This window comes from Streptomyces sp. NPDC101191, from assembly GCF_044767915.1.
Lineage (GTDB): Bacteria > Actinomycetota > Actinomycetes > Streptomycetales > Streptomycetaceae > Streptomyces.
On sequence record NZ_JBIWOU010000001.1, the window covers coordinates 1484176 to 1507185 of the forward strand.

The 23010-nt window shown below is 69.7% G+C and carries 27 protein-coding genes and 1 pseudogene; 19 read left to right on the forward strand and 9 right to left on the reverse strand.

Annotated elements, in window-relative coordinates; translation table 11 throughout:
* Window positions 1-99: 99 nt before the first annotated feature.
* Window positions 100-1050 (reverse strand): helix-turn-helix transcriptional regulator, encoded by a 951-nt coding sequence (locus ACIRQF_RS06485; RefSeq protein ID WP_376633294.1) that lies wholly within the window; start codon window positions 1048-1050, stop codon window positions 100-102.
* Window positions 1051-1089: 39 nt separating this feature from the next.
* Between ACIRQF_RS06485 and ACIRQF_RS06490 the strand changes: the two genes are divergently transcribed.
* Together ACIRQF_RS06490 and ACIRQF_RS06495 are read left to right on the forward strand one after the other, a co-directional pair.
* The gene (locus ACIRQF_RS06490; RefSeq protein WP_404089321.1) at window positions 1090-1578 is read left to right on the forward strand and encodes a hypothetical protein; all 489 of its coding nucleotides are present in this window, start codon (window positions 1090-1092) and stop codon (window positions 1576-1578) included.
* Window positions 1575-2048, forward strand: coding sequence for a hypothetical protein (locus ACIRQF_RS06495; RefSeq protein ID WP_404089323.1), 474 nt, complete (start codon window positions 1575-1577; stop codon window positions 2046-2048). Before ACIRQF_RS06490 ends, ACIRQF_RS06495 begins: the two co-directional genes overlap by 4 nt.
* Here the strand turns inward: ACIRQF_RS06495 and ACIRQF_RS06500 are convergent.
* Window positions 2029-2769 (reverse strand): class I SAM-dependent methyltransferase, encoded by a 741-nt coding sequence (locus tag ACIRQF_RS06500; protein ID WP_404089558.1) that lies wholly within the window; start codon window positions 2767-2769, stop codon window positions 2029-2031. The two genes, ACIRQF_RS06495 and ACIRQF_RS06500, sit on opposite strands and share 20 nt — an antisense overlap.
* 46 nt (window positions 2770-2815) lie before the next feature.
* Window positions 2816-3118, reverse strand: coding sequence for a 4a-hydroxytetrahydrobiopterin dehydratase (locus ACIRQF_RS06505; protein WP_376633300.1), 303 nt, complete (start codon window positions 3116-3118; stop codon window positions 2816-2818).
* Window positions 3119-3221: 103 nt separating this feature from the next.
* Between ACIRQF_RS06505 and ACIRQF_RS06510 the strand changes: the two genes are divergently transcribed.
* On the forward strand, window positions 3222-4031 hold the full coding sequence (locus tag ACIRQF_RS06510) for a helix-turn-helix domain-containing protein (protein ID WP_404089326.1): 810 nt from the start codon (window positions 3222-3224) through the stop codon (window positions 4029-4031).
* On the opposite strand, the gene ACIRQF_RS06515 is transcribed toward ACIRQF_RS06510, so the two are convergent.
* Complete coding sequence (locus ACIRQF_RS06515) at window positions 4021-4437, reverse strand: hypothetical protein (RefSeq protein WP_404089328.1); 417 nt, start codon at window positions 4435-4437, stop codon at window positions 4021-4023. The genes ACIRQF_RS06510 and ACIRQF_RS06515 overlap by 11 nt on opposite strands.
* A gap of 465 nt (window positions 4438-4902) precedes the next feature.
* Window positions 4903-6210 carry a hypothetical protein gene (locus ACIRQF_RS06520; RefSeq protein WP_404089330.1) on the reverse strand — a complete coding sequence of 436 codons (1308 nt, stop codon included), beginning with the start codon at window positions 6208-6210 and terminating at the stop codon, window positions 4903-4905.
* A gap of 185 nt (window positions 6211-6395) precedes the next feature.
* Between ACIRQF_RS06520 and ACIRQF_RS06525 the strand changes: the two genes are divergently transcribed.
* Complete coding sequence (locus tag ACIRQF_RS06525; RefSeq protein ID WP_404089333.1) at window positions 6396-6842, forward strand: GntR family transcriptional regulator; 447 nt, start codon at window positions 6396-6398, stop codon at window positions 6840-6842.
* Between the two features lie 10 nt (window positions 6843-6852).
* Window positions 6853-7419, forward strand: coding sequence for an HD domain-containing protein (locus ACIRQF_RS06530; protein ID WP_404089335.1), 567 nt, complete (start codon window positions 6853-6855; stop codon window positions 7417-7419).
* Here the strand turns inward: ACIRQF_RS06530 and ACIRQF_RS06535 are convergent.
* Together ACIRQF_RS06535 and ACIRQF_RS06540 are read right to left on the reverse strand one after the other, a co-directional pair.
* Window positions 7407-7880, reverse strand: coding sequence for an NUDIX domain-containing protein (locus tag ACIRQF_RS06535; protein ID WP_404089337.1), 474 nt, complete (start codon window positions 7878-7880; stop codon window positions 7407-7409). The genes ACIRQF_RS06530 and ACIRQF_RS06535 overlap by 13 nt on opposite strands.
* Window positions 7877-8647 carry a helix-turn-helix domain-containing protein gene (locus ACIRQF_RS06540; protein WP_404089339.1) on the reverse strand — a complete coding sequence of 257 codons (771 nt, stop codon included), beginning with the start codon at window positions 8645-8647 and terminating at the stop codon, window positions 7877-7879. Before ACIRQF_RS06540 ends, ACIRQF_RS06535 begins: the two co-directional genes overlap by 4 nt.
* 551 nt (window positions 8648-9198) lie before the next feature.
* On the opposite strand from ACIRQF_RS06540, the gene ACIRQF_RS06545 reads away from it, so the two are divergent.
* The 13 genes from ACIRQF_RS06545 (at window position 9199) to ACIRQF_RS06605 (ending at window position 19169) form a co-directional block, all read left to right on the forward strand.
* Window positions 9199-9465 (forward strand): DUF6284 family protein, encoded by a 267-nt coding sequence (locus ACIRQF_RS06545; protein ID WP_404089341.1) that lies wholly within the window; start codon window positions 9199-9201, stop codon window positions 9463-9465.
* Window positions 9462-9761 carry a hypothetical protein gene (locus tag ACIRQF_RS06550; protein ID WP_404089343.1) on the forward strand — a complete coding sequence of 100 codons (300 nt, stop codon included), beginning with the start codon at window positions 9462-9464 and terminating at the stop codon, window positions 9759-9761. Before ACIRQF_RS06545 ends, ACIRQF_RS06550 begins: the two co-directional genes overlap by 4 nt.
* The gene (locus ACIRQF_RS06555; protein WP_404089345.1) at window positions 9761-10027 is read left to right on the forward strand and encodes a hypothetical protein; all 267 of its coding nucleotides are present in this window, start codon (window positions 9761-9763) and stop codon (window positions 10025-10027) included. Before ACIRQF_RS06550 ends, ACIRQF_RS06555 begins: the two co-directional genes overlap by 1 nt.
* Window positions 10024-11139, forward strand: coding sequence for a conjugal transfer protein (locus tag ACIRQF_RS06560; protein ID WP_404089347.1), 1116 nt, complete (start codon window positions 10024-10026; stop codon window positions 11137-11139). Before ACIRQF_RS06555 ends, ACIRQF_RS06560 begins: the two co-directional genes overlap by 4 nt.
* A gap of 22 nt (window positions 11140-11161) precedes the next feature.
* The gene (locus tag ACIRQF_RS06565) at window positions 11162-11539 is read left to right on the forward strand and encodes a DUF6251 family protein (RefSeq protein ID WP_404089349.1); all 378 of its coding nucleotides are present in this window, start codon (window positions 11162-11164) and stop codon (window positions 11537-11539) included.
* Between the two features lie 73 nt (window positions 11540-11612).
* Window positions 11613-11825, forward strand: coding sequence for a DUF6257 family protein (locus ACIRQF_RS06570; protein WP_404089351.1), 213 nt, complete (start codon window positions 11613-11615; stop codon window positions 11823-11825).
* 88 nt (window positions 11826-11913) lie between these two features.
* On the forward strand, window positions 11914-13992 hold the full coding sequence (locus tag ACIRQF_RS06575) for a cell division protein FtsK (protein ID WP_404089353.1): 2079 nt from the start codon (window positions 11914-11916) through the stop codon (window positions 13990-13992).
* 151 nt (window positions 13993-14143) lie between these two features.
* The gene (locus ACIRQF_RS06580) at window positions 14144-14386 is read left to right on the forward strand and encodes a hypothetical protein (RefSeq protein ID WP_404089355.1); all 243 of its coding nucleotides are present in this window, start codon (window positions 14144-14146) and stop codon (window positions 14384-14386) included.
* Between the two features lie 160 nt (window positions 14387-14546).
* Entirely contained in the window at window positions 14547-14735 is a 189-nt protein-coding gene (locus ACIRQF_RS06585) for a hypothetical protein (protein ID WP_404089357.1), read from the forward strand.
* Between the two features lie 82 nt (window positions 14736-14817).
* Window positions 14818-15678, forward strand: a complete 861-nt coding sequence (locus ACIRQF_RS06590) for a DNA primase (RefSeq protein ID WP_404089359.1) — start codon at window positions 14818-14820, stop codon at window positions 15676-15678.
* A 1-nt stretch (window position 15679) separates the two neighbouring features.
* Window positions 15680-17155: an ATP-binding protein gene (locus ACIRQF_RS06595; protein WP_404089361.1), complete on the forward strand. Its 1476-nt coding sequence runs from the start codon at window positions 15680-15682 to the stop codon at window positions 17153-17155.
* A gap of 459 nt (window positions 17156-17614) precedes the next feature.
* Entirely contained in the window at window positions 17615-17920 is a 306-nt protein-coding gene (locus ACIRQF_RS06600) for a helix-turn-helix domain-containing protein (protein WP_404089363.1), read from the forward strand.
* Window positions 17921-17990: 70 nt separating this feature from the next.
* The gene (locus ACIRQF_RS06605; protein WP_404089365.1) at window positions 17991-19169 is read left to right on the forward strand and encodes a tyrosine-type recombinase/integrase; all 1179 of its coding nucleotides are present in this window, start codon (window positions 17991-17993) and stop codon (window positions 19167-19169) included.
* A 372-nt stretch (window positions 19170-19541) separates the two neighbouring features.
* On the opposite strand, the gene ACIRQF_RS06610 is transcribed toward ACIRQF_RS06605, so the two are convergent.
* Together ACIRQF_RS06610 and ACIRQF_RS06615 are read right to left on the reverse strand one after the other, a co-directional pair.
* Entirely contained in the window at window positions 19542-19706 is a 165-nt protein-coding gene (locus tag ACIRQF_RS06610) for a hypothetical protein (RefSeq protein ID WP_404089367.1), read from the reverse strand.
* A 58-nt stretch (window positions 19707-19764) separates the two neighbouring features.
* Window positions 19765-21314: pseudogene (locus tag ACIRQF_RS06615) on the reverse strand (MFS transporter).
* Window positions 21315-21585: 271 nt separating this feature from the next.
* Here ACIRQF_RS06615 and ACIRQF_RS06620 point away from each other — a divergent pair.
* Window positions 21586-22803 (forward strand): low temperature requirement protein A, encoded by a 1218-nt coding sequence (locus ACIRQF_RS06620; protein ID WP_404089369.1) that lies wholly within the window; start codon window positions 21586-21588, stop codon window positions 22801-22803.
* Window positions 22804-23010 lie beyond the last annotated feature (207 nt).

A 23010-nucleotide genomic window follows, 5' to 3' on the forward strand; every position in this document is an offset into this window, starting at 1 on the left:
GGGGACGGGTGCGGAGCCGGGGTTGGGCACGGGAACGGGCCCGGCGGCGGACCCGGCCACGGCCACGGGCACGGGCACGGCCACGGCCACGGCCACGGCTCAGGCGTAACGGGCGGCGAGGGTCCGGACGGTGGCGGCGATCCGCTCACGGAGGTCCTCGGGTGCGAGGACCTCCACCTCCGTGCCGAGGCCGAGCAGGGTGTCGTGGGCGTGCTCGGGTCCCTCGACGGGCAGGGCGACCCGGATCCAGCCGTCGGGCTCCTCGGTGCCGTACTCGGTGACGGCGCGGGCCGCGGCGCCGCCGAGCCGGGCCGCGCCGCGCGGGGAGATCCGTACGAGGGCCTCGCCCCTGTGCAGCCGGGCGTGGAAGTCGTCCTGGGCGGCCCGCCAGTGGGTGGCCAGGTCGAATCCCTCGGGGACGACGGCCTCTTCGCCCGTGACGGTGAGGTCGAGGATCTGGTCGACCCGGTAGGTGCGCGGTCCGGGACCGGCCACCAGGTACCAGCGTCCCGCCTTGAGCACGAGGCCGTACGGCTCCAGGCGCCGGTCGACGTCGGTGGGCTCCTTCCAGCGCCGGTAGCGGACGGCGAGGACGCGCCCCGTGCGGACGGCGTCCGCGACCTGGGGCAGGAAGGGGGCCTCGGTGTCCTCGGCGTACCAGCCGGGGGCGTCGATGTGGAAGCGGGTGCGCAGCCGGTCGACGTGCTCGCGCAGCGGCGCCGGCAGGGCGGCCCGCAGTTTCAGCTGGGCGTCGCTGAAGTGCCCGCCGAGTCCGAGTTCGTCGGCGGCGACGGGCAGCCCGGCGAGCACCAGGGCCTCGGCCTCGCGCGCGTAGAGGTCGGTGAGGCGGTTGCGGTGGCCGGCGAGCAGCCGGTAGCCGCCGCGGTGCCCGGCGTCGCCGTACAGCGGCACCCCGGCGGCGTGCAGGGACTCGACGTCCCGGTAGACGGTGCGGACGGAGACCTCCAGCTCTTCGGCGAGCTCGTGGGCCGTCATGCGGCCGCGGTTCTGCAGGAGCAGCAGGATCGTGAGAAGACGGCTGGACTTCACTGACACAAGGTGTCAGTGAAGTGCTCCTACAGTCCAGCCATGGCTTTCACGGAGAAGAACCTCTTCGTGCCGGAGCCGGTGGAGATCGCCGGCCGGCACGTCAAGCGCTACCACGTCACCGACGACCCCGCGGGCATCGAGCCGCAGATCGAGAAGGCGGCGTACGCCCTGCTCCCGGAGCTCCTGCCGGCGCCGGACGGCACCCCGCCGGCGAGCTTCGTCGTGCTGCACCGGGGCGGCGACACCGGCGCCTACCTCAACGTCTACAGCTGGCAGTGGGACAACGTGCTCCACTTCAGCGGCGCGGCGGCGGGCCAGCCGGCGCTCGACTGTCCCGACACCGACCCCGCGCACTTCGTCCGCATCTTCCCCGGCGCCCGCAACTGGATCGGTTGCGTCTGGGAGTTGGCGCCCCTCACCCACGAACGGGACGCCTGGGTACGGCACATGCTCGCCCCGGACGTGCCGGACCTGCCCGGCTACCTCGCCGACGCGCTCCGCTCGGGCACGACGGGACCGGCGGCATGACGCACACGGCGCCGCGGGGCTTCGACTTCCTGGACGGCGCGTGGGCCGTGCGCAACCGGCGGCTCGCCGACTTCCTCGATCCGGACAGCGGCTGGGAGGAGTTCGACGGTCACACCACCGGACGCCTCTTCCGGGACGGGCGGGCGCACGTCGACGAGATCGTCTTCCCGACGAAGGGCTTCAGCGGACTGACCCTGCGCCTGTACGAGCCGGAGACCGACGAGTGGACGCTGAACTGGTCCAACAGCCGGACCGGCCGGCTGGAACCGCCGGTGCGCGGGCGGTTCGGTCCGGACGGCACTGGCGAGTTCTTCGGCGACGACCACTACGCCGGCCGGCCGGTGCGGGTGCGGTTCCGCTGGTCCGGGATCGGCCCGGGGACGGCCCGCTGGGAGCAGGCGTTCGCGCCGGCCGGGACCGACCGGTGGGTGGTGAACTGGGTGATGGAGTTCAGCCGCGAGCGGTCTTGACGTAGCAGGCCAGCCGGTACGCGGGATCGGCGCGCGGCCGGTCCTGGTCCGGGAGGGCGGCGAGGGACCGGGCGAGGGTCTCCACGGTCGCGGGGGTGCCGTGGAACCAGGACGCGAAGTAGCCGCGGCGCAGCTTCTCGGCCGTGCCGCGCGGGGTGCCGCCCTGTCCATGGCCGGTGAAGCGGGTGCCGGGCGCCGGGGCGAGGCCGTGGGCGGCGGCGTACGCGGTGACCAGGTCGGCCCGGTCGGAGCCCGCGTCGCCGGCGCGGTGCGGGCGGAGGACGGTGTCGATGTCGCTGCCGACGTCGTGGGCGAGGTCCTTGTCGACGGTGGTGACGAACACGCCGCCGGGCCTCAGTACCCGGGCCGCCTCGGCGACGACGTCCTCGGCGAACGGCACCAGGTGCAGCAGCCAGACCGCGCTCACGGCGTCGAGCGCGCCGTCCCGCAGCGGCAGCCGCCGGGCATCGGCGCGGACGACTCCGTCCGGGACCCGGCCCGCGGCGGTGCGCAGCATCGCGTGGGCGGCGTCGGCGCCGTACACGGCGAGGCCGGGCCGGGCGAGGCGCTCGGTGACGAGGCCGGTGCCGCAGGCGAGGTCGAGCAGGGTACGGGCGCCGGGCGGCACGAGCCGCAGCACGGCGTCGGCCGCCGCCCGGGCCCGCGGCACCCCGCCGCGGGTCTCGTCGTAGCGTGCGGCCTCGGCCTCGTAGTCGAGGATCGTCGTCCTCGTCAGCTCCCCCATGCGGGGATCGTACGCGGGGGCGTCAGCGCGCGCCGTGGCCGGGCGCCACCGCCTCCACGCGCTCGGCGAGCCCGAAGTCCTTGTCGGTGACGCCGCCGGCGGTGTGGGTGTTCACCGACAGGGCGACCGAGTTGTACCCGAGCGTCAGATCGCTGTGGTGGTTGAGCTCCTGCTGGATCTGGGCCACGTGGACGACGAGCGCGGTCGCGGCGAAGTGGTCGGCGAGCTCGTACTTCCGGGTGATGCGGTCGCCGTCGAGGGCCCAGCCGGGAAGCTCCCGCAAGCGGTCCTCGATCTCCTTCTGCGACAAGGGCTGTGTGGGCACGTGGTGCTCCCTCCGGTCGTGCTGCTGGTGTCGGTGCGCTGCGTGGTGACGGAGCGGTCCCGGGAGAACGTACCCGGGTCCCCCTCTGAGATACCGTCTGGCCATGACAACTGTCGTGACCGACACGGGTGTGGGTCCGCTGCTGCGCGGCTGGCGCGAGCAGCGGCGGCTGAGCCAGCTGGAACTGGCGCTGCGGGCGGACTCGTCCGCGCGGCACATCTCGTTCATCGAGACCGGTCGCTCGCGGCCCAGCGAGGAGATGATCCTCAAGCTGGCGGAGCACCTGGACGTGCCGGTACGGGAGCGCAACGCGCTGCTCCTGGCGGCGGGTTACGCCCCGCAGTTCACCGAGTCCGCGCTCGACGAGCCCCTGCTGGAGACGCTCCGCGAGGGCATCGATCGGCTTCTCCAGGGCTACGAGCCGTTCCCGGCGCTCGTCGTGGACGGCTCGTACACGGTCGTGGCGGCCAATCAGGGGATCGGGATGCTCCTCACGGGGCTGCCGGAGCACCTGCTGACCCCGCCGCTGAACGCCATGCGGATCACCCTGCACCCGGAGGGACTCGCGCCGCGCATCCGCAATCTGCGGGAGTGGCGTGGGCACCTGCTGGCCCAGATGGAGCGTCAGATCGGGCTGGCCCGCTCGGAGTCGCTGCGCGCGCTGTACGAGGAGGTGGCGGCCTATCCGCTGCCGGAGGGGGCCGGGGACCCGGAGGACCGGGAGGACCCGGAGCCGTATCCGTACTTCGCGCTGCCGCTGCGGATCGAGCACGACGGGCACGTGCTGTCGTTCGTGTCGTCGATCTCGACGTTCAACACGCCGCTGGACGTGACGGTCGCCGAGCTGGCCATCGAGACGTTCCTCCCGGCCGACCCGGCGACGGTCGCGTACCTGCGGTCGCTCAAGGCGTAGCGGCCCGCAGGGCCGACCACTGGAGCCCGGCGAAGCCGGCGACGGTACCGGCCTGGAGCAGGGTCCACACCGCGCCGGCGGTGGTGGGCTCCAGCCAGGCGACGAGCGCGACGACACTGAGCACGGTCCACAGCAGGTTGACGTCGACGACGGCCTTCACGCCGAGGACGGACGGCCGCGGGCGGCTCGCGAGCCAGGCCACCCCGGCGGCGTACGCGGTGAGGAAGAGCCCGATCTCGAACAGCAGCCCCCGGTCGACACCGAGGAACTCCCCGAGGGGCCCGGAGGCGGCGGCATAGGCGAGTCCGTTGGCGCCGGTGACGACGGCGTCGAGAGCGAGGAACCGCCGCACCATGGACAGCGGCTGAGCGGTACGGGCGAGACCGGCGAGCAGGGCCTGGGACATGGTGGATCACCCTCCTGGAAGGCATGTCTGACGGAGCTTCGAGCCCGGCCCCCGGACGGAGTGCGCCGCCCGGGACCCGGTGACCACGAGCATGCCGGGGCGGTGGGCGGGGGTCGATTACGTGCGAGGTAATGCGGGCGCCTCGCGGGCCTCGCTCAAGGGCCTCGAACTCAGGGCCTGGGGAGCCTCTCAGTACGCCAGCGTCCGCTTAGGTTCGCTCGGTGTCGGGGTGCGTGGCTCCCCGTTTGGCTCCCCGCCCTATAGGGAGCAGCGCTCCGCAAGGAGCTCAGCGCCCGAGGCACCGCTTCTTGTTGCGCAGGAAGTGGCAAACTCCCCCGCCGACCCTAGGTGCCCGCTGACGGTCCAGCGTCATAGCAGCCAGGGACTGGTGACTGCGTGACTGCTGATGAGCGTCGATGCCCCCGATGAAAGGGGCGGTTGCCTTCAACCCAATCGGGAACCTTTTCAGATCGACCCATGGCCAATGACAACCTGCTCAGCAACGAATCTCATAAGCGGAATCTCCTTACGCAATTCGGCATCATGGGCGAATGGGGCATACTTCGGGAGAGATCCCTCTTTCGCGTGAACGAGAGCATTTCTGACCTTATAGACCCTCTTGGCTAGATCACGGCGCAGCTTCCTCTTATCTTCACTCCTGAGATCTACCTTATCCGCTCCAGCGAAAGGAACACCATACTCCCGATAGTAATCGACGAGCGGGGACGCATAGGAGTCAAGGTCAGCCAATAGCCTATCGAAGTCAACAAACCTCTCAAGTACCAGTTCCAGAGCTCGCTGCTCGTTTACCCCCCCGTCTTCTCGAACCTGGCGCTGAAGAGAATTTACCTTCTTCACAACCCCCTGAATATCCTTACTTCGCCGGACCGAGAAGGAAGGATCAACGATCACCTTCCTGACCTGCTCCACAAGGTCATCATTGAAGACCTTCTCGAAGAAGTGTTCCACAATATGATAGAACGAGAGGTACTCGAGTAGCGGGATTTCGGCGCCTACACCGAGCAAGTAGTGGTGCACTAGTTCCGTGTCATAGAGCTGCCTGGGCGCATCCATCTCACCCACCCTATGGCGCATCCGCTGAATATGCGGGGGCTCGATCACAGGATCGACGCCCAGCCTGGACGGCGCGTCGTAATTGTAAGCGAGTTGAAATAGGAAAGAGTTGGCCAGCGTTTCGAAATCAACCTTGGAATGCACCCCTTGGATCGTCAATGTATTCGACAAGATCGCAGCAAACGCATCCAAGAAGGATGCACCTTTCCCGCCCTCATGTACAGCTTTCGCAGTGCCTGCAGATGGAAATGCGCGCATTTCCATGCGACGCCTGACCATGGATCGGCGAGCCACTGATCCCGGAATGCCTCCACGTCGACCAATCTCACAAAGGAGGTGGGCTGCGTACGCGCGAGAAGGCTTACCGAAAACGTAACGAAGCGACCCCTCCCCCTCCAACACGAAGGCGTTATCCTCGCCAATCCTATCGAGAAGGCCATAGGCGTTACCGATTTGAATAACCGTGAACTCCCCGCTCGTAGCCCATTCCACTCGACTCAAATCAGCATTGCGAGCCGAGTTCAGTTCCTGCATCACCTCCGTAATCTCACCATCGCTGATCAAATACGCGAAGATCTCATTTTTCCGCCGAGATGACTCAAGGGATACGATTCCCTCAGGTGAGTCAACGGCATGCGGAAAGAACACCTGAACCCCCTTGAGGAGGTCTTCTCTGCTCACTCCGGCTTCCTGGTCCACCGCCCCCACGGGCTCCTCCATCCACGTGCTAGTGATGGGAGAAGTGTTCCAGCTGCCAGGTGCAGGCGACAGCCGCTTGAGAAGGTAGCGCTAGCCTAGATCCAACCCTCGCGTCTCCCAGGACCTCCGCCAGTTCAATGGTGGAGGCGTGAGGTCCTCTGCTCTGCTGCCTGGAAGGAGGTGCCGTGCCGGAGGCAAGCCCGCGCGGAACCTATCTACTCATTGCCGATGCGCTGCGGAAGGAGATCGTGGGAGGTCAGTTCAAGGACAGCGACCTCCCGTCAGAGGCCACCCTCATGCAGGCCCATGACGTGTCCCGCAACACCATCCGTCGTGCGCTCAAGTCGCTCGAGTCCGAGAAGCTGATCACGTCGGTACCAGGGGCCGGCTGGCGTGTGTCCGGGGCACCTATCCCGCCCCTTGTGGAGCGCCTAACCGCCATCATCGCGGAGGGCTTGATGGCCGTCGGCGACCGGTTCCCCTCCGAGGCGGAACTCTGCCAGCGCTTCGGGGTGTCCCGGACCGCAGTGCGCCATGCACTGGCGCAGATGGAGGGCGCCGGCCTGCTCGCCGCCGTGCACGGCAAGGGGCGGACGGTGCGCGCCCTTCCGCCCACCCAAGGGGAGGCATAGCCTTGCCGTCATGGGGCTTACTGAATGGGCGTACCCGCTCTCCGAATCGATGCTGGCCGAACCGCTGCCCCGCCGCTGGGCACACTCCCTGGGCGTCGCCAAGCGTGCCCGTTCCCTGAGCCCTATCCTCGGTCAGGACGCCGAGCTACTGGAGGCCGCGGCCGTCCTCCACGACGTCGGATACTCCCCCTCCGTCGCCACGACCCAGTTCCACCCACTCGACGGCGCGCGGTTCCTCCGCAATCAGGAGGGTGCCGACGAGCGGGTCGTTCGGCTCGTTGCCCATCACTCCTGCGCGCTGCTGGAGGCCGAGGAGCGGGGGCTCCGGGAGGAGCTGGAGACGGAGTTCGAGCTGGAGCGGCCCGAGCTGGTGGACGCACTAATCGTGTCCGACATGACGACGACGCCGGACGGCAAGCACACGACGCCGGCGGCTCGGCTCGACGAGATCGTGCAGCGGTACGGCCCGGACACGATCGTGGGCCGTTTCATTCAGCGGGCGGCTCCGGAGATCTACGCCGCCACTGAGCGCGTGGAGCGCCGCATGGCCGCCGCGGCCAACGTTCAACCGATGTAGGGCTCCGGGCGTGTCTCGTCCAGGCCGTGCTCGATGCGCAGCCGCATGGACGGGTGAATGTCCAAGGCATAGAGGTCCGCCGGGTCCACCCAGCGGACCTCCTTCGACTCGCTGCTCCTCCTGAGAGTGCCCCCTACGGGGTGGGCTCGGAAGCAGATGGAGAACTGTTGGCGCACCTCGCCATCGTCGTACGCCAGCACGTGATCGGGGTCCGTGTAGAGGCCGACGATGCCGTCCACCACGACCCTGATGCCGGTCTCTTCCTCGACCTCGCGTACGACCGTGTCGCCGATCTTCTCCCCGATGTCATGACCGCCACCGGGAAGGGCCCAGAGGTCGTTGTCAGTCTTGTGGATGAGCAACAGCTTGCCTGCGTCGTTGCGCACTACGGCAGTAACCGAGGGCACCACCGAGTTTGCGGCGGGGGCTTCCGGGTCGCGGAAGTAGTCGATACGGCTCATGCGCCTGAACCTCCCAGGTCGATGGGCGACGAGATGGGGCGGGCACTCTCCCACACCCGCTCGACGCTCTCAGCGTAGGCGTCGAAGAGTTCTCCACCTGGCACGCGCTGAAGGTGCAGGACGGGAGCCAGGTAGGCGCCGACGCCGTACAGGTGGCCGTTCGCCAGCATCTCGTCGTCTGCCCGATAGATCGAGTTATAGAGCGTGGTGGAGTGCAGCCGGAACTCGACGCCAGGCAGGCCGAACAATGGCGCGTAGTTGACCAGCGCGTTGCGGATCTTGCTTGCCATCGCTCCGCCGATGCCTTCGTCCGCCCCACGTACGGCGACAGCCGCGGAATCGGGGTCTCCGAGCATGAATCGGACCGCAACGCCCGCAGCAGACTTCTCCTTCACCACCTGGTGGAACGACGCGTCCTCCGTGAGCCAGAAGCCGGAGTAGACCAGCACGTCGAACTGTCGCGTGGCGCCGGCGTACAGCTGCGGCCAAAGCCTGTTCGGTACGACAGAGCGGTGCGGGTACAGCTTCACCAGCTCTGCGTTGCCTGCCTCCGCGACTTCAGATGCCGTCCGCTCCTCCGGCCAGAGATAAGACACCTCACGCTGGAGCAGTGAGGCCGTCGCGTACTTGAAACGGCGGTAGGGCTGGCGCTTGGGCTCGTTGATCCAGCGCTCGACCGTCTTGGCAGAGACCCCTAACCGCTCGGCTACCTGATCGAGCGTCAAACCGCTCTCGACGATCGCGCCGCGCAGCCGCTCGTTGGCCATGTCGCACTCTCCCCCGGCCGGGACGACTTGGGACGACTTCAACGTAGCGAAGTCGTCTGGGAGCCGTACATGCGCGGAGTCCATCGTCTGCGCTGATCAAGCCAAGCTAGACACATCGAGCGGGACGGACTCGCAGAGCCTCAAAGAACCAAGGGACTTGACGATGCGAATCCGTCGCCCCATGATGAGGAACAGGTAATACATGTACCTAATCGAGCTTGGGCTCGATTGAAGTGCTGCACGACAGCGCCCGGAGGCCGGTGAAACGGCTCGAAGGAAGCGCCTGCCCCTTGAGAACTGAACAGCGTGACGAGGGTTTGCCGCCTGTCCTTAGGACCAACAAGGCGGCCGGCGCGGCACAGGTCCGCGCGCTCAGCCCATCCGCAGCCGTTCGGCTGCGGCCGGTTGCCTCCTCCGCCCGTCCGGGCCCTTCGCGGGGTGTCGTACGGGCGGGGCTGAGGGGAGCCGGATGGTTCCAACGGCGAGAACCCCCGGAGCGCCAACTCCGGGGGTTCGGTTCGGGCCGTTCCTGTCTGAGAGGAACACACCCAATGAAGTCCATCGCTGCACTTCAGGCCGTTGTTACGGCCACCCCGTTCGACGGCGAGCCGTCGGACGCGGAGCTGGACGCGATCGAGCAGGAGCTTCCGCTGATCCTGGCGGAGGTCGACCTGCTCGACGCGCAGATCATGACCATCGACCGTCCGGCCAACGAACTGGACCACCAGCGCATCCGCCGGGCCCGCAACCGGGTCATGGCGGCCCGCCGGGACCTGACCAACCGCGCCGGCCTGGCGCAGGCGGGCGGTGCCGCATGAGCGAGAACACCGAGCTGCGCGGCGACGTCACGGAGCTGCTGGGCGCGATCGCGGACGCCCTGGACCTCCCGGTCCCGTCGATCCGCGAGGGCGACGACCACAAGTTCCACCGGCTGCTCATTGACCGTGCGACGAACGTGTGGGTGGCCGTCTCGGTCCTGCTCCAGCACCCCGACTCCGGGGCGCTGAACCACACCACCGCGTACCTCCGCCGCCACACCGCGGACCACCCCGTCACCTACACCCCCTTCGAGCCCAGCGAGCAGGACCGTACCGGCACTGGGGCGGTGGCCTGATGGGTCTGCGCGACAAGGTCCGCGACTACGCGATCCGCAACATGACCGACCCGGACGGCACGCCGAACCTGGCGCGCCGCGCCACGCAGGCCTCGGCCGGCCTCGCCGACATCGCCGCCGACCACTCCACGGCCGCCGCTGCCGGCATCTCTCTCCTCGGCGCGGCGGCCGTCGCGGCCGAGGGCGCGCTGAGCGTCTACGTCTATCCGCCCGGCGACTACGCCACCTTCACCGAGGAGCCGAAGAAGCGGGGGTGGTTCCGGTGAACGCCACCGGTAAGCCGCTCAGCCGGGTGCAGAAGACCGTCCTCGGTCTCGCGTTCGTGCCGATGCTCGCCACCGGCGGCGCAGGCGCGGCCGGCACCTTCACCAACATCAAGGCCGCCTACGGCGCCGGCACGGCGGTCGGCGCGGTCGCGGCCGGCGAGGGCGCCACCGCCGTCCTCGCCGTCGTGCTGCTCGGCCTGACCCTGCTGGGACAGTCCGCGCCGCGGGTGATCCGGGCGGGGCTGTGGGCCCTGCCCGCCGCCGCGGCCGCCATGTCCGCCATGGCCGCCAAGACCCCGGGCGAGGTCGTCATCTACGCACTGACTCCGCTCGGCATGACCGCATCGGCCGAGGGCGCCGCGTTCCTGGCCCGCCGGATCGTCGTCTACCGCGACGGCCGCGACGCTGAGGCTGAACGTCGCGCGGCCGAGGTCGTCCAGGCCCTCGCGTATCACCGGGCCATGGCCGCCAACCACCCCGTGGAGAAGGTTCGCAAGAAGGCTGAGTTGGAATCCTGGAAGCTCGCCAAGCGGGTCGGCTCCGGAGACCTCGCCCTCGGCGAGCGGCTGCTCGATGTCCAGCGGACCCAGCTCACCGACGGCGCCGAAGCGGCCCTCGCCGCCATGTACGCCATGACCACCGCCACCCCGACCGATCCGGAGCTTCCCGCCCGTACCGGCGGGATGACCGTGGAGCTGGAGGTCGACCCCTCTACCCGACCGATCCACCCAGCGAATATGGAGGAATCGACCCAGACCCGCGTGGAACGGTCTACCTCTGACCAGGCCGTACCTGCCCTGGAGCCCGCTTCGGCGGCCCCCGACTCCTACGACCTGTTCGACGAGGACGAGTCCACCTCGCCCACCGTGGCGCGTGTGGTCGCCGCCGCGAAGTCGACCCCGGCCCGGATCACCCGCCGGGTGCCGGATGCGGCGAGGTCGACCCAACCCCGCCGCACGAAGGATGAGCTGTTAGCCGAGGCACGGCAGTTCACCGAGTCGTGGCCGGTCGACCATCTGACGGCTGACCGGATCCGCAAGGAACTGCACACGTCCCCGGTGAACGGCCGGTGGCTGCGCGACACCCTCAAGGCCGAGCGGGCTACGGCCTGACCAGCCAGAAAGGACACGAACCGTGAACCAGTCCCCCGAATCGGTCCGGGTCGTTCAGCTCCCGGACGGTACCTACACCTACGCCGACCACCTGCCCGCGCTCCACCAGGCGGGCGCGCCGCAGGTCATCCACCAGCACATTCATCAGGCCCCGCCGGACCGGACGGTGCAGCGCATCGCGCTCGGTTCCGGGGTGGGCGCCGGTGCGGTCGCGGCCGGGGTCTACTTCGGCCCCCTGCTCGTCGGCGCGCTCACCGCGATGGCCGCGAACCTGGCCATGCTCGCGTTCCTCGCCCTGATCCTGGCCTGGGGCGTCCACACGGTCGTGAAGTCCATCGGCGGCCCGGACGGCCGGGCCACGGCCAAGACGCTCGTCCGGACGCGTAAGCGCGGTCGCTGACGGCTGCCCGATCCGCCCGAGACCTGCGGGCGGTGAGGGGAGCCGGACAGTCCGGCCCCGGAAGGGACCCGTCGTGGCCAGCAAGAAGAACGAGCAGCAGGACCCGAACTACCCCAGTCTCACCGCCGGTGAGCACGCCCGGGTCGCGTGGACCGTCGCTCGCATGGCGAAGCGGTCGATCGCGAGCGAGACGGTCTATCAGGGCGACCTGGAGCGCCGGATCGACCGCATCATCGACGGCGCCCGCAAGCGCGCCGAGAAGAACGCCAGGAACGGCCGCAAGTAGCGGTGCCCCGGGGCGGCCGACAGCCGCCAAGCAATCCGACCGCCCCGGGCCCTGTTTCCCACTCTTTCGAGCAGCAGGAGAGACCAGCATGACCGAGACCCCCACGGCCGCGCACCTGCGGCCGGTACCCGACATCGAGCACGACGACGAGACGCCCGCCGCCCCGATGCCGGTGGACAACCCGAACTTGCCCGACCCGAAGGTGACGATCGAGAAGCGCAAGCCGATCCTCGCGTCCTGGCTGACCAACCGGCGCGACTTACTCGCCACCGCCCGCCACACCGGCGCCAACATCGGCTACGCCGCCCTCTACCACGGGGCCCGCGTCCCGGTGTACGCCGGGCGCCTGGCGCTGATGTCGCCGCGGGGTGCCTGCCGGTTCGTCACCTCCACCAACCGCTGGGTGTGGGACCGGGAGGCGGCCCCGCTGCGGGACTACGCGGTGCGGACCGAGGACGTCGAGGAATACATGCGCCTGGCGAAGCTGCGGGCCGGCCGCATCCGGCTGCGCGGTCTCGTCACCCTCGTGGCGGCCGTCTTCGGCGTCGGCTTCGCCCTGTGGCTGTACGTCGTCGCCCCCGCCTATCTCTACGTGTTCGCCACGGGCGGGGTGCTGCTGCTCGGCCTCGCCGGCCAGCAGCCCGACGCCCCCGTCGTCGGCCCGGCCGTGCTGAAGACGGAGGTGCAGAAGCTCACCGGTTCGATCGTGCTGCGCGGGCTGGACTCGATCGGCAACGCGAAGATCTCCGCCGCCATCAAGAAGGGCGGCGACATGAACGGGATGCGATTCGTCTCCGAGATCGTGCGGGACGGGCCCGGATACCGGGCCGACCTGGACCTGCCCTACGGCGTGACGCCCGAGGACATCATGGACGCCCGCAAGCCCCTCGCCTCCGGTCTGCGGCGCAAGACCGGGTGCGTGTGGCCGTCGCCGGATCCGACGGAGCATGAGGGCCGCCTGATCCTGTGGGTCGGGGACAAGCCGATGAACGAGACGACCAAGCCCGCCTGGCCGTTGCTGAAGTCGGGCACGGTCAACCTGTTCAAGCCGGTCGTGTTCGGCAACGACCAGCGCATGCGCGACGTGGCGGTGACGCTGATGTTCGCCTCGGTCGTCGTCGGCTCCATCCCTCGCATGGGCAAGACGTTCCTCATGCGGCTGCTCCTGCTGATCGCCGCCCTGGACCCGCGCGCGGAGATTCACGCGTACGACTTCAAGGGCACCGGCGACTTCGGCGCCCTGGAACCGGTCTGCCACCGCTACCGCGCAGGCGAAGACGACGACGACATCGAATACGTCGTCGCCTCACTGCGGGAGCTGCGCGAGGAACTACGCCGCAGGGCAAAGGTCATCAAGTCCCTGCCCCGCTCCCGCTGCCCGGAGTCGAAGGTCACCCCCGCGCTCGCGGGAGACCGGTCGCTGGGGCTGCACCCGATCGTCGTCGGGTTCGACGAGTGCCAGGTCCCCTTCGAGCACGACGAGTACGGGGCAGAGATCGAGGAGATCTGCGTCGACATCACCAAGCGCGGCCCCGCGCTGGGCATCGTCGGCATGTTCGGCACCCAGCGTCCCGACGCCAAGTCTCTGCCGACCGGCATCTCCGCCAACGCCGTCCTGCGGTTCTGCCTCAAGGTCATGGGCCACACCGCCAACGACATGGTCCTCGGCACCGGCGCCTACAAGGCCGGATACCGGGCCACGATGTTCTCCCGCTCCGACCGCGGCATCTGCTGGATGGCCGGCGAGGGCGACGACCCCCGCATCGTCGCCTCCGCCTTCGTCGACGCCGTCGCCGCCGAGCAGGTCGTCGCCCGCGCCCGCCAGGCCCGCGAGGAGTACGGCAACGTCACCGGCCACGCCATCGGCAAGGGCCCCGACAAGACCGCAGGCACCGACGTCCTCGCCGACGTCCTGGACGTCATCGCCGAGGACGAGAAGGCCGTGTGGTGCGAGCGGATCGCCGCCCGCCTGACCGAGCTGCGGCCCGACACCTACGCCGGGTGGAAGGGCGAGAACGTCACCGCCGCACTCAAGCCGTTCGGCATCAAGACCGGCCAGGTCTGGGGCACCACCGACGACGGCAAGGGCGCCAACCGACGCGGCGTCGACCGCACCGCCCTCACCGCCGCCATCACGCAGCGTAAGGCGGAACGGGCTGCGGCCTGACCCAGCAGCACTGCTAGACCTAGCACCCGCGCCTGCTAGGTCTAGCACCCGCGCTAGCGCCCTATCGGGCCGCTGACCAGTGAACTAGCGTCTAGCGGCCCACCTGCGAGAACCCCTGGAAACCGCCCCCTTGAAGGGACGAGACCCGCTCATGGCCATCGCTAGCCTTCTCGCCCTGCTCACTCTCGCCGGTTACGCAGCGTTGTGTGCGGCGTCGCCGTTCGGGACCTGCCGCAAGTGCCGCGGCGTCGGCGCCAAGCTCATCCTCGACCGCAAGGGCCGCCCCAAGCGGGCCAAGACGTGCCGCCGCTGCAAGGGCCACGGCAAACGCCTCCGCATCGGCCGCCGCCTCCACAACCACAGCCGCGCCATCCACCACGCCGGCACCCGCTGAACGAAGACACGAAGCGGCCGACGGCACCCGTCATGAGACGTGCCCCGCCCCAGTGGAGGAGCTAGGCGGACGCGCCGTCGGCCAGGCCCCGAGCTTGTCAGCACCCGGGACCCCCGCACCCTACCCACCCACCCCGCCCACGGTTCAAGGGAGTTTCAGCATGGCCATCACGGTCTCGCTCGTCGCCCTGTTCGGACTCGTCCTGTTCTTCCTCCTGCGCTCCAACAGCCTCAGCTACGGCGGCGCCTTCACCGCCGCCGGATTCGGCTTCTTCCTCGCCTCCACCGGCGCCGCCGAACCCATCAACAACCTCGCCCAGGCCGTCATCCAGGCCATCCCCAACCTGTAAACGCCGAGGGCGGCCCCCGTCTCGCCAAAGCCTGGGACCGCCCTCATCCCCAGATCCCGACAGACCTGTGGAGGTCTCCAGCATGACCCATCCCGCCCTAATCCGGCGAGAGCACAGCACCCTCGCCACCGCACTCACCCTCGCCGCCGGCGGCCTGCCCGTCCTGCCACTCCGCGCCGACAAGCGCCCCTTCAGCAACTGCCCCGACTGCCGGGACAACCGCTGCGGCGGCCGGCCAAACATGAAGACCCCCGGACCCTGCACGTGCCCGCGCCCCTGCCACGCCTGGGCCGCTGCCACTACCAACCCCAACGTGCTGTCCTCCCGCCCCTGGGCGGCCGCCTGGGCCCGCGCGGGAGCCGTCGCCTACCACCCGGGCGCCGCCAGGGTCACCATCGTCGACCTGGACGACACCGACGCGATCGCGTGGGCCCACGCGACGCTGCCCGCGACTCGCACCGTCGCCACGACGCGGGGCGAGCACTGGATCTACCAGGGGGCGATGCGGTCCGCCAACGGGGTGCGGGCGGGCGTGGACATCAAGTCGTCCATGTCCTACGCCCGATGGCTCGGCCCCGGCACCGGCACCATGGCGGCCCTGCCCCCGGCCGTCCGGGCCCTGCTCGACAAGACGCCGGCGCGACCCCAGCCGCTCACCGTCCCGGTACCCGCGCCGGCCGGAAGCGGGCACTGCCCCCACCGCTCGCCCGCCTACCTGGAACGCGGCATCGCCATGGCCGAGCAGCGCATCACGGACGCGGACACCGCCATCCACACCACGGTGTACCGGACGTTCCTGGCGGTGCTGTCCGCGCACGGCCGGTGCGGCTGCCTCACCGAGGCCCACATCGGTCGACTGTTCACCGCCGCGCAGACGAAGGGGGAATCACCCCGCCACTGCACCGACGCCTGGACCAACGCCCAAACCGCGCTGGGGATGTGACATGTCCGAGGACGAGAAGAACCCCGCCCGCGAAGTCATCTCCAACTACGCCCAGGCCCACTTCCGGTACTTCCGCACCGCCGACGGCACCGTCTACGCCCAGCGCAACGGCCACCCCGTCGCCCGCCCCATCCGCTCCCAGGGAACCACCGGCAGCCACCGCCAGGAACTCATCGTCGGCCTGTTCAAGGACGGCTACGGCGTCTTCAACGGAACCGCACTCAAGGAGGCACTCGACTTGATCGAGGCACTGGCCATCACCGAGCAGGTACAGCCCGTCCACATCCGCATCGCCCCCGGATTCGACGGCGCGACCTGGCTCGACCTCGGCCGCAACGACGGCAAGTCCGTCCGCATCCACCCCACCGGCTGGGACATCCTCACCCCCGACCCCGCCGAGGTGTGCTGGCGCCGCACCCAGCTCACCGGCGAACTCCCCCTCCCGGCCAAGGACACCGACGGCAAGGGCATCGACCTCCTGATGCGGCTGTGCAACTTCGCCAACGCCCAGACCGAAAGCCTCGCCATCGCCTGGCTCATCGGCTGCCTGGGCCCGTCCGTGCCCGTCCCCGCCCCGTTCCTCACCGGCCCCCAGGGCGCCGGCAAGTCCACCGGCGCCCGGATGCTCCTGCGGATCATCGAGGGCATGAGCAGCGACCTCCGACGCGCCCCGAAGGACGAAGAGAACCTCATCGCGGCCGTCGCCGCCGGATGGGTCACCGCACTCGACAACCTCTCCCACCTCGGCCCGGACCTCTCCGACCTCATGTGCTGCATCGTCACCGGAGCCGAGACCATCAAGCGCGCCCTGTTCACCGACGGCGACGTCGTCCGCTCCCGCTACCGCAAGCCCCTGCTTCTGACCGGCATCGACGTCGGCGTCATCCGCCCCGACCTCGCCGAACGCCTCCTCCCCCTCCGCCTCGAACGGCCCCTCATCCGGCGCACCGAGGCGGAGCTGTGGGCCGAGTTCGAAGAGATCCTGCCGATCATCCTCGGCTCGCTGCTCGACCTCACCGTTAAGGTCCGCGCCGCCCAGGCCCAGATCCCCACCGACCTGCGCATGGCCGACTTCGCCCACCTGTGCGCCCAACTCGACACGGCCACCGGCTTCGGCGCCCTGGACGCCTACCGGGCCAGCCTGGACGACCTCAACGACGACGTCATCGAGGGCGACGTGCTCGCACAGACCGTCCTCGGCTACGCCACCGGCATCGAGCCCGGGGCCGACGTGCGGATGACATCGTCCGAGTGGCTGCACTGCCTCACCCAGCTCCACACGGGCGACGGCCTGCGCGTCACACCCAAGGGATGGCCGACCACCGGCAAAGTCCTCTCCGACCGTCTCAAGCGCCTCCAGCCCGTCCTGGCCGCCCGCGGCGTCAACGTCGACTGGGGCCGCACCAAGACCGCCCGCTACATCGAGATGACCCGACCCCCGCAGCCCTCGCCCAGCGAGCAGCGCGGGATGTTCTAGACCGCGCGCCGCACGGGCCGCCGCACAAGCAAAAGGAGCACGGCCCCCCACGGGAGGCGGTGCTCCTCTTGTTCTTCGGCGGCTTGCCGCCGCTGCAAAGAACGTGCCGCGCAGCGGCTCCCTCTTCACGCCCTGAGGCACGCACAACCACACACACCACCCACTCTTTTTCCTAAGAGAGAAACGCTGCGTCACCTGTGTCATTGACGGCCGGAAACGGCATCTGACCTGCCGCAATGGCGGTGACGCAGACGCGAAAGTCTGCGTCATTCCGCGTCACCCGCGTCACCCGCGTCACCCGCGACGAACAGCCTGTGTCACCGGTGACACAGGCCCAGAACCTTCACGTCACCTAAAGCCGCAGGTCAGACGGCTGGGTGACGCCAATGACGCGATGACGCAGAAATCCCGACCTCGGACACACAAAGACCCGCGAGAAGCGCCGAAGGGACAGTCCCCATGGCTCCGACGCCGAAAGGCCACGCGATGCGCCCGCTCACCGATGTCTCTGCGGAGCTCCAGATCACCCACTCCACGAGGGCAACCGCCACCACACCTCCGCCTACAGTCGTCGTCCCGCTTCAGCGGCGCCTCCACTCCGTCTCCGACGCCGCGTATGTCCTCGGCTTCGAGCGCACCACCGTGTGGGAGCAGATCCGCCTCGGACGCCTCCGGACCGTACGCGTCGGTCGCCGGCGCCTCGTACCGACGGAGTACATCGAGGAGTACATCGAGATGCTGAAGCGCGAATCCGACGCCGCCTGAGCACGAGACCCGTAGAGCGAGGCCGCACCCTTCCGGTGCGGCCTCCTGGCATTGAAAGGCCACGTAGACCATGTCCACCAACGAACCCGCGCCGCGTAAGAAGGCAGGAAACGGCGAGGACTCGATTTACTGGGACAGCTCCAAGAACCGGTACATCGGCGCCATCTCTCTGGGCTTCGGACCGGACGGAACGCGGCGACGTCCGAAGGTCTCAGGCAAGACGAAGACGGAGGTACGCAGCAAGCTGCGGACGCTCAGGCGGGAGCTGGAAGGCGGCATTCGCACGTCCGCGCGGAACACCGTCGAGGACGCGGTTACCAGCTGGCTCGAACGAGGTCTGCGCGGCCGGGACGAGAACAGCGTCAAGGTCTATCGCAGCCTTGCGTCCAATCACGTCATCCCCGACTTGGGGAAGGCGAAGGTACATGAACTCTCGCCCGAAGAAGTCGACGAGTGGCTGACGGCGAAGTCCGCGGAGCTGGCTCACGAGAGCCTGAAGCGAGTCCGTTCCATCCTGCGCCGATCTCTGGCACAAGCCCAGCGCGAGGGAAAGGTGGGCCGCAACGTAGCCGAGTTCGTCGAACTGCCGCAGGGCAAAGACGGGCGTCCAAGTAAGTCACTGACGCTGGAGGAGGCCCACGCTCTTCTCCACACCCGCCAAGGGACGTGGATTCACGCCTACGTGGTGCTCGCCTTGCTCGTCGGGGTTCGGACCGAGGAGGAACGACCGCTCATCTGGGCTCACGTGCACATCGACACCAAGGGCGATGAACGGCCGTACATCGACGTGTGGCGCTCCGTCAGGAGGAGGGGCGAGACAAAGACGCGCAAGAGCAGGCGATCGTTGACCATGCCGCATCACGCGGCCGTCGTCCTGGCCCAGCATCGACAGCGCCAACAGGACGAGTGCGCGGCCCGCGGAGAGCCGTGGTCAGACGATCGGCTCGTGTTCCCTCACTCCGACGGATCGCAGCGGGACTCGCCGAACGTACTGCGAGAGCTTCGGTCACTCCTGAAGGAGGCCGGCTTCGCTGCACCCAGCCGGTGGACCACTCGGGAGCTCCGGACCAGCTTCGTGTCCCTGCTCTCGGATCACGGAACGCCGATCGAGGTCATCGCCAGACTCGTAGGCCACAGCGGGACGACCACCACGGAGACCGTGTACCGGAAGCAGATTCGCCCCGTGATCACGGAGGGGGCGGAAGCCATGGACGAGATCTTCAAGCCCGACAAGGGGCGGAAAGACTAGCGGTGGCTCCCTCTTTGGCTCCCCGTGAGTGACTCGCGCCTGGCACAGCGTGCGTGACCTGCCACAAAGCGGGTCACGCATTCACGGACCAGTTACGTGCGAGGTAATGCGGGGCTCCCGGCGGACTCGGCCGAAGGCGGGCGCGGGCGGTTCGGACTCGCCGCCGACTCCGCTGGGCGAGGACTCCGCCCTCGACCGGCTGGTGCCGGCGGACTCGACCGAAGGCGGGCCCGGCGGACTCGACCGAAAGTGGGCGCGGGGTCCCCGGGCCCGGCGGGCCCGGGGTCATCGCCCATCGGGGCGGGCCGCAGGTGAGGTCCACGGGGGCCGCCGAAGCGGCTGGTGGCGCTCGCGGGCCGCTCGTGCGCCGCCCTAGGTCAGGATGTCCGCGATGAGCCCCAGGACCTGCATGACCCGGTACTTCACTCGGTGCCAGTGGCCGCAGAACCGCTTCGGTGCCCACCAGCGGCGTTGTTCCAGCAACCGCTTGCACCACCTGCACGGCAGCGGATCGACCTCGATCTCCATGGCCCCCATGCCGCGACTCTAGTGGTCCCGCTGGGGAGGACTTCAGGCGGGCGGGGCGGGCGTCCGGTTACGGGTTCGTCGTCGGGCGGGGTGTGCCGTCCTCCGTCGCGGGCTCCGCGCGGGTGCCGTCGCTCCGGTCGCCCGGGTGGCGCACGGCGCACAGGAAGCCGAGGCCCAGGGCTACGGCCATGCCGTAGAACACCCACTGGTTGGCCTGGGCGAAGTCCATCTGGATGGAGGACATGGCGTCCCGCGTCGCCTCCGCCGCCGGGCTCGTCCCGGTCGGCGGGCGGGAGTCACCGTGCCCGGACACGGACTCGGTGATGCTCCGGGCGACCTGCTGGGCCACCCCGGGGGCGACCCCGCGGGCCTCCAGGGTGCTCACCACGTTGTCGGTCATGGCCCGGGTGAGGAGGGTGCCGAAGACGGCCATCCCCACGCTCGCCGCGTAGTTGCGCACCGTCTGGGTGACGCCGGTGACCTCTCCGTACGACGGGCCGATGGCACGGTTGACGGCGTCCGTCGAGGCGGGGCGAGGATGAAGCCGATGCCCGCCCCGGCGAGGGCCGCGTACGGCCACTGGTCGTGCATGGACAGGTTGGTCAGCTCGTTCGCCCACAGGGCGAAGCCCACGGCCCCGAGGATGGTGCCGAGCTTCAACGCCGGGCGGGCGCCCCGCTTGTCGAGGATCCGGCCGCCCCACTGGGAGGCGAGGGCGAAGCCCGCGAAGAAGTACAGGAGGAACAGGGCCGCCTGGTTGGGCGAGGCGCTCAGCGACACCTGGGCGTAGACGGAGGAGAAGAAGAACACCGGGACGAAGGCGAGCATCGCGAAGAACAGCACCGCCACGTCCACGGTGAACGCCCGGTCCCTGAACACCCGCAGGTCGACGAGTGGATGGCGGACCCCGCGCTCGTAGCGGACGAAGACGACCAGCACCACCAGCCCGCCCACGATGCAGAGCCAGGTCGCCCAGCTGCCCCAGCCCCAGGACCACGCCTGCTGGAACCCGAGGACGCTCAGACCCATGCCGACGGCGATGAGGACGGCTCCGGGCACGTCCAGCGAACCCGTGCGCGGCCGGTCGGCGATGTGCGCCATGGCCGTCAGGATCAGGGCGACGACCGCCACGGGCACGTTGATCCAGAAGACGGCACGCCAGGTCCACGACGCGGTGAGCCAGCCGCCGAGCAGCGGCCCGACGGCGGTCAGCGCGCCGGAGATCCCGAAGAAGAGGGCCAGGGCACGGCCCCGCCGTTCGACGGGGAACACGGCCACCACCACCGCCAGCGCGGCCGGGAAGAGCAGGGCCGCGCCGAGCCCCTGGACGGCCCGGAAGACGATGAGCCAGGTCTGCGCGAAGTCCCCCTCGGGAACGCAGCCGCACAGGACCGACGCGATGACGAACACCAGGGTGCCGATCACGACGATCCGCCGGGGGCCGTACAGGTCCGCCAGCCGGCCGCCCAGCGCGAAGAACGCCGCCAGTGCCAGCAGATAGGCGTTGACGACCCATTGCATGCCGGAGCTCGAGAGCCCCAGCTCGCGGACGATGTCCGGAGCGGCGATGGACACGATGGTCTGGTCGATGAAGGTCATCGCCACGGCGAACATCATGGCCGCGAGGGCCACCGTCTGATTCGGCGTCCGTGGCGCCGCCTGCCCCTGGGCCCGGGTCCCCGGACCGGGTGCCGGTTGGTTGGTCACCCTGCCCAGTTTGATCGCGACGGGGCGGTTCCGCATCAGCTGTGACCAGGGCGGGGGCCGGGCCCCTGGAGGCGCGTACGTCCGGGTGAGGGCGATCGGGGCAGGCCGGGCGCCGCGTCCGGGTAGGGTTCGCGCCTGGATGGCCGGATGAGGCCGGCCCGTGCGTTCAGGGGGAATTGCCGTGGGGGGCAAGGGACGGTCGCATCTCGTCGCGACCGGTGACGACCACAAGGTCACACCGGCTGAGCTGTTCTTCGACCTGGTCTTCGTCTACGCGATCACACAGGTGACGGCGCTGATGGCGGCCGATCCGTCGCCGGTGCGGGTGGTCGGGGCGATGGCGGTGCTCGCGCTGATGTGGTGGTGCTGGTGCGCCTTCTCGTGGCTGGGCAATGTCGTGAGGGCCGACTCGGTCGCCCTGTTCGGCGTGCTCGTCACGGTGATGGCCGTGGTGTTCGTGGTGTCGCTGGCGGTGCCGGAGGTCCTGGCCGACGCGCCGGGCGGGCTGCCCGCGCCGCTGGTGTTCGTGCTCAGTTACGGCGTGGTGCGGGTGCTGCACCTGACCTCGTACCGCCTCGCCAGCCCCGGCGACACGGTGCTCCACCGTGTCCTGCTGCGAACGGCGCTGCTGTCCGTGCTGCCGCCGTTCGTGCTGCTGCTGGTGGGCTGCGCGTACGACGGCAAGGCCCGGCTGCTGTTCTGGCTGGGCGCGGTGGTCGTGGACTACGGCGCGATCTTCGTGACCGGCTCCTCGGGCTGGCGGGTCAACGCGCCCGGGCACTTCTCCGAGCGGTACGGACTGATCGTCATCATCGCGCTCGGCGAGTCCATCGTGGCCATGGGCGTGGGCATGCAGGGCTTCCCGCTGACCGTCGCCGTGATGGGGGCCTGCGGGGCGGGCCTGCTCCTGGCGGCCGCGCTGTGGGCGCTGTACTTCCGCCGCTTCGGTACCGGCGTCGAGCACCGGCTCGCCGGGCTGGAGGGCGACGAGCGGACCCGGTTCGCCCGGGACGCGTACACGTTCCTGCACCTGCCGCTGGTGGCGGGCGTGGTGCTGTGCGCGCTCGGCATGAAGAAGGTGCTCACTCAGGTCGCGGACACCGGTCACTACGGACTGGCCGAGCCGCTGCACGGCACCGTGGCCTGGTCGCTGACCGGCGGGGTCGGCGTCTTCCTGCTCGGCTCGGCGGCGATCGTGCTGCGCGCCGGCGGGCCGCGCCCGGCCGCCCTCCTGGTGGGCGGCGTGTGCTGCCTCTTCGCCGGCCCGCTGGTCGCCCACCTCCCGGCGCTGCTGGCGCTGTCGCTGCTCGCGGTCGGGGTACTCGTCCTGGTCCTGGCGCACGGCCGCCGGGCCGCCGTGGCACCGTCCCCCGCCGAGGAGCTTCCGCACGCGGCATGACGTCGTCGTGCCTGGCGGTGGGGCCGGGACGGGGAGCGGTGGAGCGATGAGGCCGGGACGGGGGCCGGCGGGGCTACGAGGCCGGGACGGGGACCGTGCGGCTACGAGGCCGGGGCGAGGAGCGGTGGGGCGACGGGGTCGGGACGGGGACCGGTGGGGGCGACGCGGCCTGGGCTCGGTAGCGCGTCCAGGTCCGGGTCCGGACCC

Bases quoted from the DNA above. Each gene is read 5' to 3' on its own strand.
- ACIRQF_RS06585 (WP_404089357.1), top strand. From the start codon at position 14,547: ATGGCCATCACGGTCTCGCTCGTCGCCCTGTTCGGACTCGTCCTGTTC.
- ACIRQF_RS06490 (WP_404089321.1), top strand. From the start codon at position 1,090: ATGGCTTTCACGGAGAAGAACCTCTTCGTGCCGGAGCCGGTGGAGATC.
- ACIRQF_RS06595 (WP_404089361.1), top strand. From the start codon at position 15,680: ATGTCCGAGGACGAGAAGAACCCCGCCCGCGAAGTCATCTCCAACTAC.
- ACIRQF_RS06575 (WP_404089353.1), top strand. From the start codon at position 11,914: ATGACCGAGACCCCCACGGCCGCGCACCTGCGGCCGGTACCCGACATC.
- ACIRQF_RS06555 (WP_404089345.1), top strand. From the start codon at position 9,761: ATGGGTCTGCGCGACAAGGTCCGCGACTACGCGATCCGCAACATGACC.
- ACIRQF_RS06545 (WP_404089341.1), top strand. From the start codon at position 9,199: ATGAAGTCCATCGCTGCACTTCAGGCCGTTGTTACGGCCACCCCGTTC.
- ACIRQF_RS06605 (WP_404089365.1), top strand. From the start codon at position 17,991: ATGTCCACCAACGAACCCGCGCCGCGTAAGAAGGCAGGAAACGGCGAG.
- ACIRQF_RS06610 (WP_404089367.1), bottom strand. From the start codon at position 19,706: ATGGGGGCCATGGAGATCGAGGTCGATCCGCTGCCGTGCAGGTGGTGC.
- ACIRQF_RS06530 (WP_404089335.1), top strand. From the start codon at position 6,853: ATGGGGCTTACTGAATGGGCGTACCCGCTCTCCGAATCGATGCTGGCC.
- ACIRQF_RS06540 (WP_404089339.1), bottom strand. From the start codon at position 8,647: ATGGCCAACGAGCGGCTGCGCGGCGCGATCGTCGAGAGCGGTTTGACG.
- ACIRQF_RS06535 (WP_404089337.1), bottom strand. From the start codon at position 7,880: ATGAGCCGTATCGACTACTTCCGCGACCCGGAAGCCCCCGCCGCAAAC.
- ACIRQF_RS06510 (WP_404089326.1), top strand. From the start codon at position 3,222: ATGACAACTGTCGTGACCGACACGGGTGTGGGTCCGCTGCTGCGCGGC.
- ACIRQF_RS06495 (WP_404089323.1), top strand. From the start codon at position 1,575: ATGACGCACACGGCGCCGCGGGGCTTCGACTTCCTGGACGGCGCGTGG.
- ACIRQF_RS06580 (WP_404089355.1), top strand. From the start codon at position 14,144: ATGGCCATCGCTAGCCTTCTCGCCCTGCTCACTCTCGCCGGTTACGCA.
- ACIRQF_RS06515 (WP_404089328.1), bottom strand. From the start codon at position 4,437: ATGTCCCAGGCCCTGCTCGCCGGTCTCGCCCGTACCGCTCAGCCGCTG.
- ACIRQF_RS06550 (WP_404089343.1), top strand. From the start codon at position 9,462: ATGAGCGAGAACACCGAGCTGCGCGGCGACGTCACGGAGCTGCTGGGC.
- ACIRQF_RS06590 (WP_404089359.1), top strand. From the start codon at position 14,818: ATGACCCATCCCGCCCTAATCCGGCGAGAGCACAGCACCCTCGCCACC.
- ACIRQF_RS06600 (WP_404089363.1), top strand. From the start codon at position 17,615: ATGGCTCCGACGCCGAAAGGCCACGCGATGCGCCCGCTCACCGATGTC.